The 16,079-nt window shown below is 38.7% G+C and carries 14 protein-coding genes; all 14 read left to right on the plus strand.

Annotated features, from left to right (window positions below; genetic code table 11):
- The first annotated feature begins 52 nt into the window (after window positions 1-52).
- The 14 genes from sucC (at window position 53) to ACIQAA_RS22455 (ending at window position 16,078) form a co-directional block, all read left to right on the plus strand.
- A complete protein-coding gene (sucC, locus tag ACIQAA_RS22390; RefSeq protein ID WP_402623867.1) occupies window positions 53-1,213 on the plus strand; it encodes an ADP-forming succinate--CoA ligase subunit beta in 1,161 nt (386 codons plus the stop codon).
- Window positions 1,214-1,236: 23 nt separating this feature from the next.
- Entirely contained in the window at window positions 1,237-2,139 is a 903-nt protein-coding gene (gene sucD / locus ACIQAA_RS22395; protein ID WP_307196403.1) for a succinate--CoA ligase subunit alpha, read from the plus strand.
- Between the two features lie 268 nt (window positions 2,140-2,407).
- On the plus strand, window positions 2,408-3,295 hold the full coding sequence (dprA, locus tag ACIQAA_RS22400) for a DNA-processing protein DprA (protein WP_402623871.1): 888 nt from the start codon (window positions 2,408-2,410) through the stop codon (window positions 3,293-3,295).
- A gap of 443 nt (window positions 3,296-3,738) precedes the next feature.
- Entirely contained in the window at window positions 3,739-5,817 is a 2,079-nt protein-coding gene (topA, locus tag ACIQAA_RS22405; RefSeq protein WP_402623874.1) for a type I DNA topoisomerase, read from the plus strand.
- 296 nt (window positions 5,818-6,113) lie between these two features.
- On the plus strand, window positions 6,114-7,421 hold the full coding sequence (gene trmFO / locus ACIQAA_RS22410) for an FADH(2)-oxidizing methylenetetrahydrofolate--tRNA-(uracil(54)-C(5))-methyltransferase TrmFO (RefSeq protein ID WP_402623876.1): 1,308 nt from the start codon (window positions 6,114-6,116) through the stop codon (window positions 7,419-7,421).
- A gap of 350 nt (window positions 7,422-7,771) precedes the next feature.
- Window positions 7,772-8,314 (plus strand): ATP-dependent protease subunit HslV, encoded by a 543-nt coding sequence (gene hslV / locus ACIQAA_RS22415; RefSeq protein WP_034675689.1) that lies wholly within the window; start codon window positions 7,772-7,774, stop codon window positions 8,312-8,314.
- Between the two features lie 16 nt (window positions 8,315-8,330).
- Entirely contained in the window at window positions 8,331-9,734 is a 1,404-nt protein-coding gene (gene hslU / locus ACIQAA_RS22420) for an ATP-dependent protease ATPase subunit HslU (protein ID WP_402623879.1), read from the plus strand.
- Window positions 9,735-9,788: 54 nt separating this feature from the next.
- The gene (gene codY / locus ACIQAA_RS22425; protein ID WP_095247662.1) at window positions 9,789-10,568 is read left to right on the plus strand and encodes a GTP-sensing pleiotropic transcriptional regulator CodY; all 780 of its coding nucleotides are present in this window, start codon (window positions 9,789-9,791) and stop codon (window positions 10,566-10,568) included.
- A gap of 551 nt (window positions 10,569-11,119) precedes the next feature.
- Complete coding sequence (gene rpsB, locus ACIQAA_RS22430) at window positions 11,120-11,824, plus strand: 30S ribosomal protein S2 (protein WP_034677043.1); 705 nt, start codon at window positions 11,120-11,122, stop codon at window positions 11,822-11,824.
- A gap of 123 nt (window positions 11,825-11,947) precedes the next feature.
- On the plus strand, window positions 11,948-12,829 hold the full coding sequence (gene tsf, locus ACIQAA_RS22435; protein WP_402623884.1) for a translation elongation factor Ts: 882 nt from the start codon (window positions 11,948-11,950) through the stop codon (window positions 12,827-12,829).
- Window positions 12,830-12,936: 107 nt separating this feature from the next.
- Window positions 12,937-13,662: a UMP kinase gene (gene pyrH, locus ACIQAA_RS22440; RefSeq protein WP_402623887.1), complete on the plus strand. Its 726-nt coding sequence runs from the start codon at window positions 12,937-12,939 to the stop codon at window positions 13,660-13,662.
- Window positions 13,662-14,219, plus strand: coding sequence for a ribosome recycling factor (frr, locus tag ACIQAA_RS22445; RefSeq protein ID WP_402623890.1), 558 nt, complete (start codon window positions 13,662-13,664; stop codon window positions 14,217-14,219). Before pyrH ends, frr begins: the two co-directional genes overlap by 1 nt.
- A gap of 251 nt (window positions 14,220-14,470) precedes the next feature.
- Complete coding sequence (locus tag ACIQAA_RS22450) at window positions 14,471-15,250, plus strand: undecaprenyl pyrophosphate synthase (protein ID WP_402623892.1); 780 nt, start codon at window positions 14,471-14,473, stop codon at window positions 15,248-15,250.
- A gap of 39 nt (window positions 15,251-15,289) precedes the next feature.
- Complete coding sequence (locus ACIQAA_RS22455; protein WP_402623894.1) at window positions 15,290-16,078, plus strand: phosphatidate cytidylyltransferase; 789 nt, start codon at window positions 15,290-15,292, stop codon at window positions 16,076-16,078.
- Window position 16,079: the final 1 nt, after the last annotated feature.

Genomic DNA, 16,079 nt, shown 5'->3' on the forward strand with positions numbered 1-16,079 from the left:
ATAAAATGAAAACGGAGTCAATTTTTTGAAGAGTTTGATAGGAGGATGGGAAATGAATATCCATGAGTATCAGGGGAAAGAAATCCTCAGAAAATACGGGGTAAGTGTTCCTAATGGTAAAGTGGCATTCACAGTTGAAGAAGCTGTTGAAGCTGCAAAAGAATTAGGCACACAAGTGTGTGTAGTAAAGGCGCAAATCCATGCTGGCGGCCGGGGTAAAGCCGGCGGGGTTAAAGTTGCTAAAAACCTTGATGAAGTACGTACATACGCTAGTGAAATCCTAGGGAAAACATTGGTTACACACCAAACAGGTCCTGAAGGTAAAGAAGTTAAGCGTCTATTAATTGAAGAAGGCTGCGACATCAAAAAAGAATACTACGTTGGCCTTGTGTTAGATCGTGCTACTTCAAGAGTTGTACTTATGGCTTCTGAAGAAGGCGGAACAGAAATTGAAGAGGTGGCTGAAAAAACTCCGGAGAAAATCTTCAAAGAGGAAATTGATCCGGTTCTTGGCTTAATGCCTTATCAAGCCCGCCGAATCGCATTCAATATCAACATTCCAAAAGAGCTTGTTAACCAAGCTGTTAAATTTATGATGGGCTTATACAGTGCTTACATCGAAAAGGATTGCTCGATTGCTGAAATCAACCCATTGGTTGTAACAGGTGATGGAAAAGTAATGGCGTTGGATGCAAAGTTAAACTTTGATTCAAATGCTTTATATCGTCAAAAAGACGTGCTTGCTTACCGTGATCTTGAGGAAGAAGATCCAAAGGAAATCGAAGCTTCTAAATATGATTTAAGCTATATTTCTTTAGATGGAAATATCGGCTGTATGGTAAATGGTGCCGGACTTGCTATGGCAACAATGGATATTGTTAAGCATTATGGCGGAGACCCAGCGAACTTCCTTGATGTTGGGGGCGGCGCTACAGCTGAGAAGGTTACAGAAGCATTCAAAATTATCCTTTCTGATCCAAACGTAAAAGGTATTTTTGTAAATATCTTTGGCGGAATCATGAAATGTGATGTCATTGCTGAGGGTGTAGTCGAGGCTGCTAAGCAGGTTCAACTAAGCGTACCTCTTGTTGTTAGACTTGAGGGAACAAACGTTGATTTAGGTAAGAAAATTCTTGCTGAGTCTGGTTTAGCCATCACTCCTGCAGAATCAATGGCTGACGGAGCACAAAAAATCGTTTCACTTGTGAAATAGGATCGAAAGAAAGGGGAATTAACGTGAGCGTTTTTATTAATAAAGATACGAAGGTAATTGTTCAAGGGATTACAGGTTCAACCGCCCTTTTTCATACAAAACAAATGTTAGAATACGGAACACAAATTGTTGCTGGAACCACTCCTGGTAAAGGCGGCATGGAAGTTGAAGGTGTACCGGTATTTAATACAGTGAGTGAAGCTGTTGCTGCTACAGGGGCTACTGCATCTGTTATTTATGTTCCAGCTCCATTTGCAGCTGACGCCATTATCGAAGCGGTTGACGCGGAGTTAGAACTTGCTATTTGTATTACTGAACATATTCCAGTATTGGATATGGTGAAAGTAAAGCGTTATATGGAAGGCAAGAAGACCCGCTTAGTTGGTCCAAACTGCCCAGGTGTTATTACAGCTGATGAATGTAAAATTGGGATTATGCCTGGTTACATTCATACAAAAGGTCATGTTGGGGTTGTTTCTCGTTCTGGAACACTAACTTATGAAGCTGTTCACCAGTTAACACAAGCAGGAATTGGTCAAACTACTGCTGTTGGAATTGGCGGAGACCCTGTGAATGGTACAAACTTCATCGATGTTTTAAAAGCATTTAATGAAGATCCAGAAACATACGCTGTTATCATGATAGGTGAAATCGGCGGTACTGCTGAAGAAGAAGCAGCAGAATGGGTTAAAGCAAATATGACTAAACCAGTTGTTGGATTTATCGGCGGGCGTACTGCTCCTCCAGGAAAGCGCATGGGCCATGCTGGTGCGATTATTTCAGGTGGTAAAGGAACCGCTGATGAAAAAATCCGTGTTATGAACGAATGCGGAATTAAAGTGGCGGACACACCATCTGTTATGGGTGAAACGTTAATTGAAGTTTTAAAAGAACAAGGCATATACGATAAGTGTAAAACACACTAAAATAGTAGAAATAGTCCCTTTTTGCAGAGGGACTATTTCTTATTTATTCTTTTACTGTGTGTTAAAGTTAGAGGCAGATTGTTTGCACTCTGTTGATTTGCGCGGAAGGCACGAAGACTCCTGCGGGAGGACGGGGCAGGGGAGACCCCACAGGCGCTTCAGCGCCGAGGAGGCTCCCCGGACCGCCCTAAGGTGCGCGAAGTGCCTGTAGCGCAAATCAACAGACAAATTTAAAACAGCTTAATCTTTTAATAATGGAGGATTATAGATGGATGATTTCAGAGAACGACTTATAGCTTTGCTCCACCATTCAGGAATGTCCTGGAATACAGTTTTGCAAATTATGAAAAAAGACCCAACCCTTCAATCGAATATACATAATGAATCACGATTCTGCCAATATAATTTATTCCCTTCTTCAACCAACACCATCACAAAAAACATACCTTCCTTTACATCCATTAAATTTGAAAATATTTCCCAACAAATTGAGCAATATGAAAAGAACGGCATTAAGGTTATAACGATTTTTGATCAAAATTATCCCAGTTTGTTAAAAGAAATATATCAGCCGCCATGGGTATTATTTGTAAAAGGCGATCTTTCTTTGCTTGAGATACAGCCCAAGCTGGCGGTGGTGGGTTCGCGGCAAGCAACTCCGTATGGCAAGAATGCTATCTGTTTAATGTTCCCTCCATTAGTGGAAAAGGGAGTGGTCATTGTCAGTGGATTAGCGAGTGGTATAGATACACTTGCACATGAGTATGCAATGAAATATGGAGGCAAAACCATTGCAGTTATTGCAGGAGGGTTGTATCATATCTATCCAAAGGAGAATGCTGGATTAGCAAATGAAATGATGAATTCACAGCTGGTCATTTCCGAGTATCCGCCAGATACGAAACCACTGCGGTGGCATTTTCCAGCACGCAATCGAATCATCAGTGGGTTATCAAATGGGACATTTATAATAGAAGCAAAACGAAAAAGCGGATCTCTCATTACAGCTAACTATGCCGTAAATGAAGGACGTGAGGTTTTTTCACTGCCAGGAAGTATATTTAATCAAAATTCACTAGGTACAAATGACCTTATCAAGCAAGGTGCAAAGCTAGTAATGAGCAGCAAGGATATTTTAGAAGAACTTCGGATATAACATTTATTGTCTAAAACTATATTTTATGAATTATTTGTTTTTTGCAGGTTTTTTCCCTATTCTTGGAGAATGATGCTAAAAAAGCTTGAAATTATTTCTAATATGTTATACATTTTCCAACAGATATTCGAAAAAAAGAATGTGTAAATAGGAATATTTTGGCGTATTATTATCATTAACTAGTTGTAAACGGTTTCGATATCATTGACATCAATAGTTATTTGATTAAAAATAAGAGGTATTCATGAAGATACACTATCCACTTTTCTTAGGAATAATTATATAAAAGGATAAATTTAGGGATAAGTCATTTTTGTAAAGTATTTTCACAGGTCCGAATTGAGAAATTTGGAATTTAGGAAAACTTCTCAAATTGTAAGCAGGTCTGGTCATTTTCAGATTGCTTTCACATTTCTTATATCCCCTTGAGGAGGATTATTTGCATGTCAGAGTTTCTTGTAATTGTAGAGTCACCTGCAAAAGCGAAAACAATTGAACGCTATTTAGGAAATAAATATAAAGTAAAAGCATCCATGGGGCACGTACGTGATTTGCCTAGAAGTCAAATGGGTGTAAATGTTGAAAACAGTTATGAACCCAAATACATTACGATTCGCGGTAAAGGCCCGGTATTAAAGGAATTAAAGACAGCAGCTAAAAAAGCAAAGAAAGTTTTTCTCGCGGCTGACCCGGATCGTGAAGGAGAAGCTATTGCATGGCACTTGGCACATAGCTTGGATGTAGATATTAATTCGGACTGCCGCGTTGTATTCAATGAGATAACAAAGGAAGCAATTAAAGAGTCTTTCAAGCACCCACGCCCGATCAATATGGATTTAGTGGATGCCCAGCAAGCAAGAAGGATTTTAGATCGTCTTGTTGGTTATAACATAAGCCCGCTTCTTTGGAAAAAAGTCAAAAAAGGGTTAAGTGCAGGACGAGTTCAATCTACTGCAGTCCGCTTAATCATCGAACGAGAGAAGGAAATAAAAGCATTTATTCCTGAAGAGTATTGGACGATTGAAGGAGAGTTGGTTAAGGGGAAAGATCATTTTAGTGCTCTTTATTTCTCCCTTGCTAACAAGGAAAAGACAGAACTGAAATCAGAACAGGATGTAGAAGAAATTTTAAAACAAATGGAAGGCGATAAATTCAAAGTGGTTTCGGTAACTAAAAAAGAGCGTAAACGAAATCCTTCACCTCCATTTATCACCTCTTCGCTCCAGCAGGAAGCGGCAAGGAAACTTAATTTTCGTGCTAAGAAAACAATGATGCTGGCACAGCAGTTATACGAGGGAATTGAACTTGGCTCAGCTGGAACAGTTGGTCTTATCACCTATATGAGAACAGACTCAACCAGGATATCTGAAAGTGCCCAAAAAGAGGCCGCAGATTATATTCGCAATGAATATGGCGAGGAATACTTAAAAGAAGAACAAAGAAAAGAGAAAAAACAATCGAATGCACAAGATGCTCACGAAGCCATTCGCCCGACAAGCACCCTGCGAGATCCAAACAGTTTAAAGCAATTTTTATCTAGAGACCAATTTCGTTTGTATAAGTTAATTTGGGAGCGATTTTTAGCCAGTCAAATGGCTCAGGCTGTAATGGATACCATGAGTGTCGACTTACAAAATGGTAATGTCCTTTTCCGTGCTAATGGTTCAAAAATCAAGTTTCCAGGATTTATGAAGCTATATGTGGAAGGCTCAGATGATCAAGTTGAGGAACGGGACAAAATGCTACCAAACTTACAAGAAGGCGATGTTGTTTTTAAGAAGGATATTGAACCAAAACAACATTTTACGCAGCCGCCGCCTAGGTACACAGAGGCTAGATTGGTTAAAACCCTTGAGGAACTAGGTATTGGACGTCCATCTACCTATGCACCAACCTTAGATACAATCCAAAAGCGAGGGTATGTCGCACTTGATAATAAAAGATTTGTACCTACTGAGTTAGGTGAAATTGTAGATGAATTAATTCTAGAATTCTTCCCGGATATTATCAATGTTGACTTTACCGCCAAAATGGAGCAGGATTTAGACAATGTTGAGGATGGTAAAGTACGATGGGTTGAAATCATTGATGGTTTTTATCAGCAATTTGAAAAACATTTGGAAATAGCCGAAAAGGAAATGCAGTCTGTCGAGATTAAAGATGAACCGGCTGGTGAGGATTGTGAGTTATGCTCAAATCCAATGGTGTTTAAAATGGGCAGATACGGTAAATTTATGGCGTGCAGTAATTTCCCTGATTGCCGAAATACGAAAGCCATCGTTAAAGAAATCGGAGTTACCTGTCCAAACTGTAAACAAGGTAATATCATTGAGCGTAAAAGCAAGAAAAAAAGGATTTTTTACGGCTGTGATCGGTTTCCAGAATGTGATTTTATCTCTTGGGATAAACCATTACCAAGACCTTGTCCTAAATGTGAAGGTCCACTTGTAGAAAAGAAATTGAAAAAAGGTGTTCAAGTTCAATGTACAAAGTGTGATTACAAGGAAGAACCACAAAGTTAAGGGTGAGCATAGGCTCACTCTTTTCATCTTTTCTAATCTAGCTCCAGCGCATAGGGGCTCGGGGTCATAAGCCGATCAGTCAAGAAGGTTAAAGAGCGCAACCTTCATGCCGGCTCGTCTTATGCCTGTCGCCCCTGGTCAAGGCGCTTCCGCTTTTTATTCGAAACATAAAACTTTTTTGTTTTTGATTCGTATAGTACAATGCAAGATGGACTAAAAAGAGGGAAAAGTAATCATAGTAAAGAAGTAAAGCTTGATTCATGGTGCTCAAGCTTTGAAAATCAGGAGGTAAACACATGAACGATGTAACAATAAATGTAATTGGTGCTGGTTTGGCTGGAAGTGAAGCCGCGTGGCAGATTGCTAAACGTGGTGTTAAAGTCCGCCTTTATGAAATGAGACCAGTTAAACAAACACCTGCTCACCATACCGATAAGTTCGCGGAGCTGGTTTGCAGTAATTCCTTAAGGGCAAATACCTTAACAAATGCAGTCGGTGTTTTAAAGGAAGAAATGAGATTGCTTGATTCCGTTATCATTGCTGCTGCGGATGCATGCTCTGTCCCTGCAGGAGGTGCCTTGGCAGTAGATCGTCATGAGTTTGCAGCTAAAGTAACAGAAATGGTAAGAAATCATGAAAATGTTACGGTAATCAATGAAGAAGTAACAGAAATTCCTGAGGGAATAACGATAATAGCAACAGGTCCATTAACGAGTCCGGAATTATCAGCACAACTAAAATCATTAACCGGTGAGGATTACCTTTATTTTTATGATGCCGCAGCACCAATCCTTGAAAAAGACAGCATTAATATGGATAAGGTTTATTTAAAATCACGATATGATAAAGGTGAAGCTGCCTATCTAAACTGTCCAATGACGGAAGAAGAGTTCAACACCTTTTATGAAGCGCTGGTTGCAGCAGAAACAGTTCCTTTAAAAGAATTTGAAAAGGAAATCTTTTTTGAAGGCTGTATGCCAATCGAAGTTATGGCACAAAGAGGAAAGAAAACCATGTTATTTGGGCCGCTAAAGCCAGTTGGTTTAGAAGATCCAAAAACAGGGAAAAGACCTTATGCTGTTGTACAATTACGTCAAGACGATGCCGCAGGAACCCTTTATAATATTGTAGGTTTCCAAACTCATTTAAAATGGGGTCCGCAAAAAGAGGTAATTCAGTTAATTCCAGGGCTTGAAAATGCAGAAATTGTTCGTTACGGGGTTATGCACCGTAATACTTTTATCAATTCACCAAAGGTACTTAAAGCTTCCTATCAATTTAGGGAACGTGAAAATCTGTTTTTTGCAGGGCAGATGACAGGTGTAGAAGGATATGTAGAATCGGCTGCAAGTGGACTAGCTGCTGGAATAAATGCGGCTAGATTAGCTTTGGGAAATGAACCTGTAGAGTTTCCTGTAGAAACAGCAATTGGAAGCATGGCACGATATATTACTACAGCTAATGCAAAGAATTTCCAGCCGATGAATGCTAATTTTGGACTATTTCCAGATTTACCTGAAAAAATCAAGGGAAAACAGGAACGAAATATGCAGCATGCAAACAGAGCGTTAGAAACAATTCAGAACTTTGTGAAAGTTTTGTAAAATTTATTGCAAGGGATTAAGAAGTGTGTTACGCTTTAGTAGCCTTTGTGAGGTTGACATATTAATAAATGTGACTGTTTTATTAACGTTAGGTAGCAGCCATTTACAATTGGAGCAAACTTAATCACAATATACAATTGGACAACCCCAATATGCTCAGCGTAATTTCCTTTTGTTCATGGGTGAACAAGTGAGGATTGAATGGAATCAATTGAAACGTATATGCCCATACATAAAAGGGAATAAATGAATAAAGTTTTCATACTATTCTAGTGTAATGCACTTGTCTGCTTAAGACAATCTCTTGTTACATAGATTTGCTAGTTTAAAATGCAAGAGGAGGAGAAATGATGAACGAATTTCATGCCACGACGATATTTGCAATCCATCATAACGGTCAATGTTCTATGTCGGGTGATGGTCAAGTCACCTTTGGTAATGCAGTAGTGATGAAGCACACAGCAAAAAAGGTGAGAAAGATATTTAATGGAAGAGTATTAGCTGGTTTTGCCGGTTCTGTAGCTGATGCTTTCACTCTTTTTGAAATGTTTGAAGGCAAATTAGAAGAATATAATGGCAACCTCCAACGAGCTGCTGTTGAACTTGCTAAACAGTGGAGAAGTGATAAGGTACTTAGAAAGCTAGAAGCAATGTTAATCGTCATGAATAAAGAAGATTTACTCCTTGTATCAGGAACAGGAGAAGTAATTGAGCCTGATGATGGAATTCTAGCAATCGGTTCAGGTGGGAATTATGCGCTTGCAGCTGGACGTTCTCTAAAGAAATATGCAGGTGACCATCTTACTGCAAAAGAAATTGCAAAGGCTTCTTTAGAAATAGCGGCTGAAATTTGTGTATATACAAACCACAACATTATCGTGGAAGAGCTCTAACGGGAGGGAACCTACAATGGCTAAAACAGATAACCTAACACCGCGTCAAATTGTTGAGAGACTTGATCAATATATAATAGGTCAGAAGGACGCAAAAAAAGCAGTCGCGGTTGCGCTGAGAAATCGATATAGACGTGGGTTGTTAAATGAACAACTCCGCGAAGAAATTATTCCTAAAAATATTTTAATGATAGGTCCAACGGGTGTTGGTAAAACAGAAATTGCCCGCAGAATTGCAAAGCTGGTTGGTGCGCCATTCGTTAAAGTAGAAGCTACGAAATTTACAGAAGTCGGCTATGTTGGACGAGATGTTGAATCTATGGTCCGGGATCTTGTTGAAACATCTGTCCGTTTGGTTAAAGAGGACAGAATGTTAGCTGTGAAGGAACGTGCTGAGGAAAATGCAAATGCCAGGCTGGTTGACTTACTAGTACCATCAGCAAAAAAAGCGCAAAATTATAAAAACCCGCTTGAAATGTTATTTGGCGGCGGCAATACCACTCCTGAGCAGGATACCCATCAAGAGGATTACTCAGTAACGGAAAAACGTAAAATTGTTAGGGAAAAACTAGCACTTGGTCAATTAGAAGAAGAAATCGTGACAGTAGAAGTTGAAGAACAAACACCATCCATGTTTGATATGCTTCAAGGATCTGGGATGGAACAAATGGGTATGAATATGCAAGACGCACTAAGCAGCTTTATGCCGAAAAAACGGAAGAAAAGAAAATTAACAGTCCGTGAGGCGAGGAAAGTATTAACGAATGAAGAAGCTGCAAGATTGATTGATATGGATGAGGTCACTACGGAAGCAGTTTACCGTGCTGAACAAACAGGTATCATCTTTATCGATGAAATCGATAAAATAGCGAGCAGAAATTCAGGCGGTTCTTCTGCAGATGTGTCTCGTGAAGGTGTACAGCGAGATATTTTACCAATCGTTGAAGGTTCAACAATTGTTACGAAATATGGATCAATTAGAACCGATTATATTTTATTTATTGCTGCTGGTGCTTTTCATATGTCAAAACCATCAGATTTAATCCCGGAATTACAGGGGCGGTTACCGATTCGAGTTGAATTAACGAAGTTAACCGTTGATGATTTCTTTAGGATTTTAATTGAACCTGATAATGCTTTAATTAAACAATATCAAGCATTATTAGAAACAGAAGGTATACAAATTGAATTTTCTGACGATGCTATTCGTAGAATAGCTGAAGTTGCTTTTGAAGTGAATCAAAATACAGATAATATTGGGGCTAGAAGACTTCATACCATTTTAGAAAAACTACTAGAAGACTTGTCGTTTGAGGCACCTGATATTTTAATGGAGAAGATTACGATTACTCCACAATATGTAGATGATAAACTTGGAGCGATATCGAAAAACAAAGATTTAAGCCAATTTATCTTGTAATGATATAACAATAAAACTTAATAATGGTTCCAGTTAATTAGGAGGAAGAAACAGATGGATTTACTTACAAAAACGAGAAAAATTAATGTATTATTACAAAAAGCAGCAGGAAAACCAGTTAACTTTAAGGAAATGTCAGAGACCCTAAGTGAAGTAATTGAAGCAAATATTTTCGTTGTCAGCCGCCGTGGTAAGCTACTAGGCTTTGCTATTAATCAGCAAATCGAAAATGACCGTATGAAAAAGATGTTAGAGGATCGTCAATTTCCTGAAGAATATATAAATGGTCTTTTTAATATTCAAGAGACATCTTCAAACCTTGATGTGGAAAGCCAATACACCGCATTCCCAGTTGAGAATAGAGATCTATTCCGTGAGGGGTTAACAACAATTGTCCCAATTATTGGCGGCGGTGAACGTCTTGGAACATTAATTCTTGCAAGATTGCAAGAAAAGTTCCATGATGATGACCTTATTCTTGCTGAGTACGGTGCAACGGTTGTCGGTATGGAAATTTTGCGTGAAAAGTCTGAAGAAATTGAAGAAGAAGCGAGAAGCAAGGCAGTTGTTCAAATGGCGATCAGTTCATTATCATATAGTGAACTTGAAGCTATCGAACATATTTTTGAAGAGTTAAATGGCCATGAAGGCTTACTAGTAGCTTCAAAAATTGCAGATCGTGTTGGTATTACACGTTCCGTTATCGTTAACGCTTTAAGAAAGCTTGAAAGTGCTGGAGTAATCGAATCTCGTTCTTTAGGTATGAAAGGAACGTATATCAAAGTTCTAAACGACAAATTCCTAGTAGAACTTGATAAACTAAGATCTAACTAAGACGAAAAGCGGAAGCGCCTGGTTCAAGGAAAAAAGCAGTTCATTTTTTCCCAGCCCCGACAAGCAGAAGACGAGCGCTGACAGAAGGCGGTTTTTGCCTTCCGAAGCGATTGGCTTCTGACCTCGAGGGGCTAGGCGCTGGAGCTAGACAATGTCAGCAGTCCCCAGTCCAACTGGGGATTTTTTTGTAGGCTGTGTTAAAGCTAATTGTTGATTATGCACCTTGTTGATTGGAGCGGAAGGCATGAAGACTCCTGCGGGAGGCTCCCCGGACCGCCCGCGGAAAGCGAAGTGCCTCGTGACAGGCAGAGACCGCCTGTCCCTGCGGAGATTATTCGAAGAAGCTTTCCTTAGTGGAGCGGAAATCAACAGGCAAATTTATCACAGCCTTTTTGAAAGTAAAACTTGATTGTTATTTGGACATATGCTATATTATTTAACGGTGTTATTACACACGCTTGTTGATTTAAACAGCCGGTGCTGTAAATGTTACAGTTGCTGTTTAAAAATGAGACTAGCGGAGGAAAACGAAACCATAGGAGGAAAATAACATGTCAGTAATTTCAATGAAGCAATTGCTTGAAGCTGGTGTACACTTCGGACACCAAACTCGCCGTTGGAACCCTAAGATGAAGAAATATATCTTCACAGAGCGTAACGGTATCTACATCATCGACCTACAAAAAACAGTTAAGAAAGTTGAAGAAGCTTATAACTGGGTGAAAGATCTTGCTGCTAACGGCGGAACGATCCTTTTTGTTGGTACTAAGAAACAAGCTCAAGATTCTGTTAAAGAAGAAGCAGCTCGTTCAGGTATGTACTTTGTTAACCAACGTTGGTTGGGTGGTACTTTAACAAACTTTGAAACAATCCAAAAGCGTATTGGTCGCTTAAAAGATATTGAAAGAATGTCAGAAGACGGTACTTTCGAAGTATTACCTAAAAAAGAAGTAGTTCAATTAAAGAAAGAACAAGAACGCCTTGAAAAATTCTTAGGCGGAATTAAAGATATGAAACAGCTTCCAGATGCACTTTTCATTATCGATCCTCGTAAAGAGCGTATCGCAGTAGCAGAAGCTAAAAAGTTAAACATTCCTATCGTAGGTATTGTTGATACTAACTGTGATCCGGATGAAATCGATGTTGTAATTCCAGCTAACGATGATGCAATCCGCGCTGTTAAACTATTAACTGGTAAAATGGCGGATGCGATTCTTGAAGCTAAACAAGGTGAAGAAGTAGCACAAGAAGCGTAAGATATCGACTTATTCAAAGGTGATAAGAGGGAGACCCTTTATCACCTTTTTTTAAGAAATGTTTATCTTAAGTTGGAATGGCTAAGATAGTATTATAGTACATAGTTTAAGGAGGAATTTAAAATGGCAGTTACTGCTCAAATGGTAAAAGAACTACGCGAAAAAACAGGCGCAGGCATGATGGATTGTAAAAAAGCATTAACAGAAACAAATGGTGATATGGAAAAAGCAATCGACTTCTTACGTGAAAAAGGGATTGCTTCAGCTGCGAAAAAAGGCGACCGCATTGCTGCAGAAGGTTTAACATATGTTGTTGCTGAAGGAAACAATGCTGTTATTTTAGAAGTAAACTCTGAAACAGATTTCGTTGCAAAGAACGAAGCATTCCAAACCCTTGTAAAAGAATTAGCTGCTCACTTGCTTGCTAACAAGCCAGCAACAGTTGAAGAAGCTTCTGCTCAAACTATCAATGGTGTGACTGTTGCAGACTATATCAATGCAGCTATTGCTAAAATTGGTGAAAAATTATCACTTCGCCGCTTTACAGTAGTATCAAAAACTGACAATGATTCTTTTGGTGCTTACCTTCACATGGGTGGACGTATTAGTGTATTAACAGTTCTTGAAGGTACTACTGATGCGGATGCAGCGAAAGATGTTTCAATGCACATTGCTGCTCTAAGACCTTTATATGTTTCTCGTGACCAAGTTTCTCAAGAAGAAGTTGAACGTGAGCGTCAAGTGTTAACTACACAAGCACTTAACGAAGGAAAGCCAGAAAATATCGTAGCAAAAATGGTTGAAGGCCGTCTTGGAAAGTATTTCGAAGATGTATGTCTTCTTGACCAAACTTTCGTTAAAAACCCAGACCAAAAAGTTCGCCAGTTTGTTGAATCAAAAGGCGCAACTGTTCGTGAATTCGTTCGTTACGAAGTAGGCGAAGGTATCGAAAAGCGTGAAGACAACTTCGCTGAAGAAGTTATGAACCAAATTAATAAAAAGTAATGTTTTGAAAGCATGGTACGCAAAATATGTTTTGAATAGGGAACACATTGTGTTCCCTATTTTTAAAGTTTTTTTTAATAATTAATATACATAATAAGGAGGTTCATATGAGCGGTCCTAAGTACAAACGTGTCGTTCTAAAACTAAGCGGGGAAGCACTTGCTGGAGAATCAAGCTTCGGTATTAAACCATCCGTTATTAAATCAATCGCTGGTCAAGTAAAGGAAATAGCTGAACTTGGTGTTGAGGTGGCCGTTGTTGTTGGCGGCGGTAATATTTGGCGTGGTAAAATAGGCAGTGAGATGGGAATGGACAGGGCAACTGCTGATTACATGGGTATGCTTGCTACGGTCATGAACTCATTAGCACTTCAAGATAGTTTAGAACACCTGGGGATTGAATCTCGCGTTCAAACCTCCATTGAAATGCGTCAAGTAGCAGAACCATATATTAGACGTCGTGCAATGAGACATTTAGAAAAAAAGCGCGTAGTTATTTTTGCTGCTGGTACGGGAAATCCTTATTTCTCAACCGATACAACTGCTGCACTCCGAGCTGCTGAAATCGATGCAGAAGTGATATTAATGGCAAAGAATAATGTAGATGGAGTATATTCTGCTGATCCGCGTATTGACCCGAATGCAACAAAATATGATGACCTCTCTTTCTTAGATGTAATTAAAGAAGGATTGGCTGTTATGGATTCAACGGCTTCTTCATTATGTATGGATAATGATATTCCACTTATTGTTTTCTCTATTATGGAACAGGGTAATATTAAACGTGCTGTTATGGGTGAAAAAATTGGAACGATTGTTAGGGGGAAAAAATAATGCCAAAACAAGTGATTTCAACAATAAAAGATAGAATGTCAAAAGCAATACAAGCTTACACTCGTGAGCTTGCAAGTATTCGTGCAGGGAGAGCGAGTGCTTCTTTATTAGATAGAATTACAATTGACTATTATGGAGCACCAACGCCAGTGAATCAAATGGCTGGAATCTCAACACCAGAAGCTAGACTTCTTGTCATTCAACCTTATGATAAGTCTATTTTAGGTGATATTGAAAAAGCCATTCTTAAATCCGACTTAGGTTTGAACCCGTCAAATGATGGTCAGGTGATTCGCCTTGCTATTCCTCAATTAACAGAAGAGCGCCGCAAAGAGCTTGTGAAATTGGTTAAGAAAGAATCAGAAGAGGCTAAAGTAGCTATCCGTAATATCCGCCGTGACGGTAACGATGATTTGAAAAAGCTGGAGAAAAACGGAGAAATAACCGAAGATGCACTTCGCGGTTATTCTGATGATATTCAAAAACTAACAGATGAGCATATCAATAAGATTGATCAAATAACAAAAGACAAAGAAAAAGAAATCTTGGAAGTTTAATTATTTTGAAGAACCCTCTTTTCAGGGGGTTTTTTCACTATTTTCACTTTAAAATATTTTAGATTGGAAAGTAAACGTCATTCTTATTTCTTGTCCTAATACATAAATTAATTAGAGGAAGATATATTTTTACTTTTTTGGTATGATAAAAGCATGCGAAAATCAGCATTCTTCATATATATCAACACAGGCTCTGTGGGCATGATCTATTATCGGAGGAAATGATTATCTTAATTTGGAGGAGCAATGTTATGTTTAATAAAATTAGGCTTTGGAAGAATCAAAATAATAACTCTTCCACACTCCGAGAAAATATAGAAAAGGTTAAAAATTTGCCGGTACCGGAACATGTAGCGATTATTATGGATGGCAATGGGCGTTGGGCAAAGAAGAGAGCATTGCCGCGAATTGCCGGCCATCATGAAGGTATGAAGGTCGTGCGTAAAATAACGAAGTTAGCAAACACCCTTGGAATAAAAACGCTGACGTTATATGCTTTTTCAACAGAAAATTGGAAGCGGCCAAAAAATGAAGTCGACTATTTAATGAAGCTTCCGGAGGAATTTTTAGGAACCTTCCTGCCTGAATTAATTGAAGAAAATGTTCAAGTAGCGATGATGGGCTATAAAGACCAGCTTCCGGTACATACATTACATGCAATTGAAAAAGCAATAGAAGATACAAAAGACAATGATGGTCTGGTATTAAACTTCGCGCTTAATTATGGAAGCAGATCCGAAATTATTGATGCGACCAAAAAAGTCTTAAATGATTATAAAAGTGGAATACTAAAAGAGAGCGATTTAAACGAAGAGGTTTTCTCCTCCTATCTGATGACTTCAGGCCACAAAGACCCGGATTTACTGATCCGGACTAGTGGAGAAATTCGGCTAAGTAATTTTATGCTTTGGCAATTAGCCTATACGGAGTTTTGGTTTACGGATGTTTTATGGCCAGATTTTAGAGAGAAACATCTAATCGAAGCAATTGAAGCATTTCAGAATCGTCAACGACGGTTTGGCGGTATTTAAGAATCTCTCTCAAGTCCTATAAAGGTGTTGAAATCTTAGATGAAGCAAAGAATTATTACAGGAGTCGTAGCAGCGGCTTTATTTCTGCCTATTGTTTTTTACGGTGGACTTCCTTTTGTATTATTAACGTACTTCCTCGCTACAGTAGGTTTGTATGAATTATTAAGAATGAAAAACCTTAGTATTTTTTCTGTTCATGGACTGTTAACACTTTTATTTCTCTGGGTTATTCTTTATCCAGAGCAGTATGGTGATATATTAAATACTTTTTATTATACAAAAACAGAACTAGGTATTGCTTTTATCCTTTTGTTATTGGCATATACGGTGATAACAAAAAATCGATTTACCTTTGAAGATGTTGGATTTTCAATATTGTCAGCCATTTATGTAGGAATTGGTTTTTATTTCTTTATTGAAACGCGCGATGCTGGTCTAGTTTATATTTTTTACTCTTTATTTATGATTTGGGCAACGGATTCAGGTGCCTATTTCGTAGGGAAAGCTACAGGCAAAAACAAGCTTTGGCCTGAAATTAGTCCGAACAAAACGGTAGAAGGTTCTGTTGGTGGAGTTGTTTGTGCATTAATTGTCGCTGTCCTATTTTCCCTATTAACGGATATCAACGCAAACCTAGTTGCCTTATTAGCTATAACCGCAGTCCTTTCAATCTTTGGACAAATTGGGGATTTAGTCCAATCTGCGTTTAAACGTCACTTTGGCGTAAAGGATTCGGGAAATATACTGCCAGGACATGGTGGAATCCTTGACCGTTTTGATAGTCTTTTATTCGTTCTGCCATTATTACACTTTTTCCACTTATGGTAGA

The sequence above is a fragment of the Neobacillus sp. NPDC093182 genome (assembly GCF_044754045.1).

What these genes read in the sequence shown, in the direction of transcription:
- sucC (WP_402623867.1), top strand. Translation starts at nt 53, where the DNA reads ATGAATATCCATGAGTATCAGGGGAAAGAAATCCTCAGAAAATACGGG.
- dprA (WP_402623871.1), top strand. Translation starts at nt 2,408, where the DNA reads ATGGATGATTTCAGAGAACGACTTATAGCTTTGCTCCACCATTCAGGA.
- topA (WP_402623874.1), top strand. Translation starts at nt 3,739, where the DNA reads ATGTCAGAGTTTCTTGTAATTGTAGAGTCACCTGCAAAAGCGAAAACA.
- trmFO (WP_402623876.1), top strand. Translation starts at nt 6,114, where the DNA reads ATGAACGATGTAACAATAAATGTAATTGGTGCTGGTTTGGCTGGAAGT.
- hslV (WP_034675689.1), top strand. Translation starts at nt 7,772, where the DNA reads ATGAACGAATTTCATGCCACGACGATATTTGCAATCCATCATAACGGT.
- hslU (WP_402623879.1), top strand. Translation starts at nt 8,331, where the DNA reads ATGGCTAAAACAGATAACCTAACACCGCGTCAAATTGTTGAGAGACTT.
- codY (WP_095247662.1), top strand. Translation starts at nt 9,789, where the DNA reads ATGGATTTACTTACAAAAACGAGAAAAATTAATGTATTATTACAAAAA.
- rpsB (WP_034677043.1), top strand. Translation starts at nt 11,120, where the DNA reads ATGTCAGTAATTTCAATGAAGCAATTGCTTGAAGCTGGTGTACACTTC.
- tsf (WP_402623884.1), top strand. Translation starts at nt 11,948, where the DNA reads ATGGCAGTTACTGCTCAAATGGTAAAAGAACTACGCGAAAAAACAGGC.
- pyrH (WP_402623887.1), top strand. Translation starts at nt 12,937, where the DNA reads ATGAGCGGTCCTAAGTACAAACGTGTCGTTCTAAAACTAAGCGGGGAA.
- frr (WP_402623890.1), top strand. Translation starts at nt 13,662, where the DNA reads ATGCCAAAACAAGTGATTTCAACAATAAAAGATAGAATGTCAAAAGCA.
- ACIQAA_RS22450 (WP_402623892.1), top strand. Translation starts at nt 14,471, where the DNA reads ATGTTTAATAAAATTAGGCTTTGGAAGAATCAAAATAATAACTCTTCC.
- ACIQAA_RS22455 (WP_402623894.1), top strand. Translation starts at nt 15,290, where the DNA reads ATGAAGCAAAGAATTATTACAGGAGTCGTAGCAGCGGCTTTATTTCTG.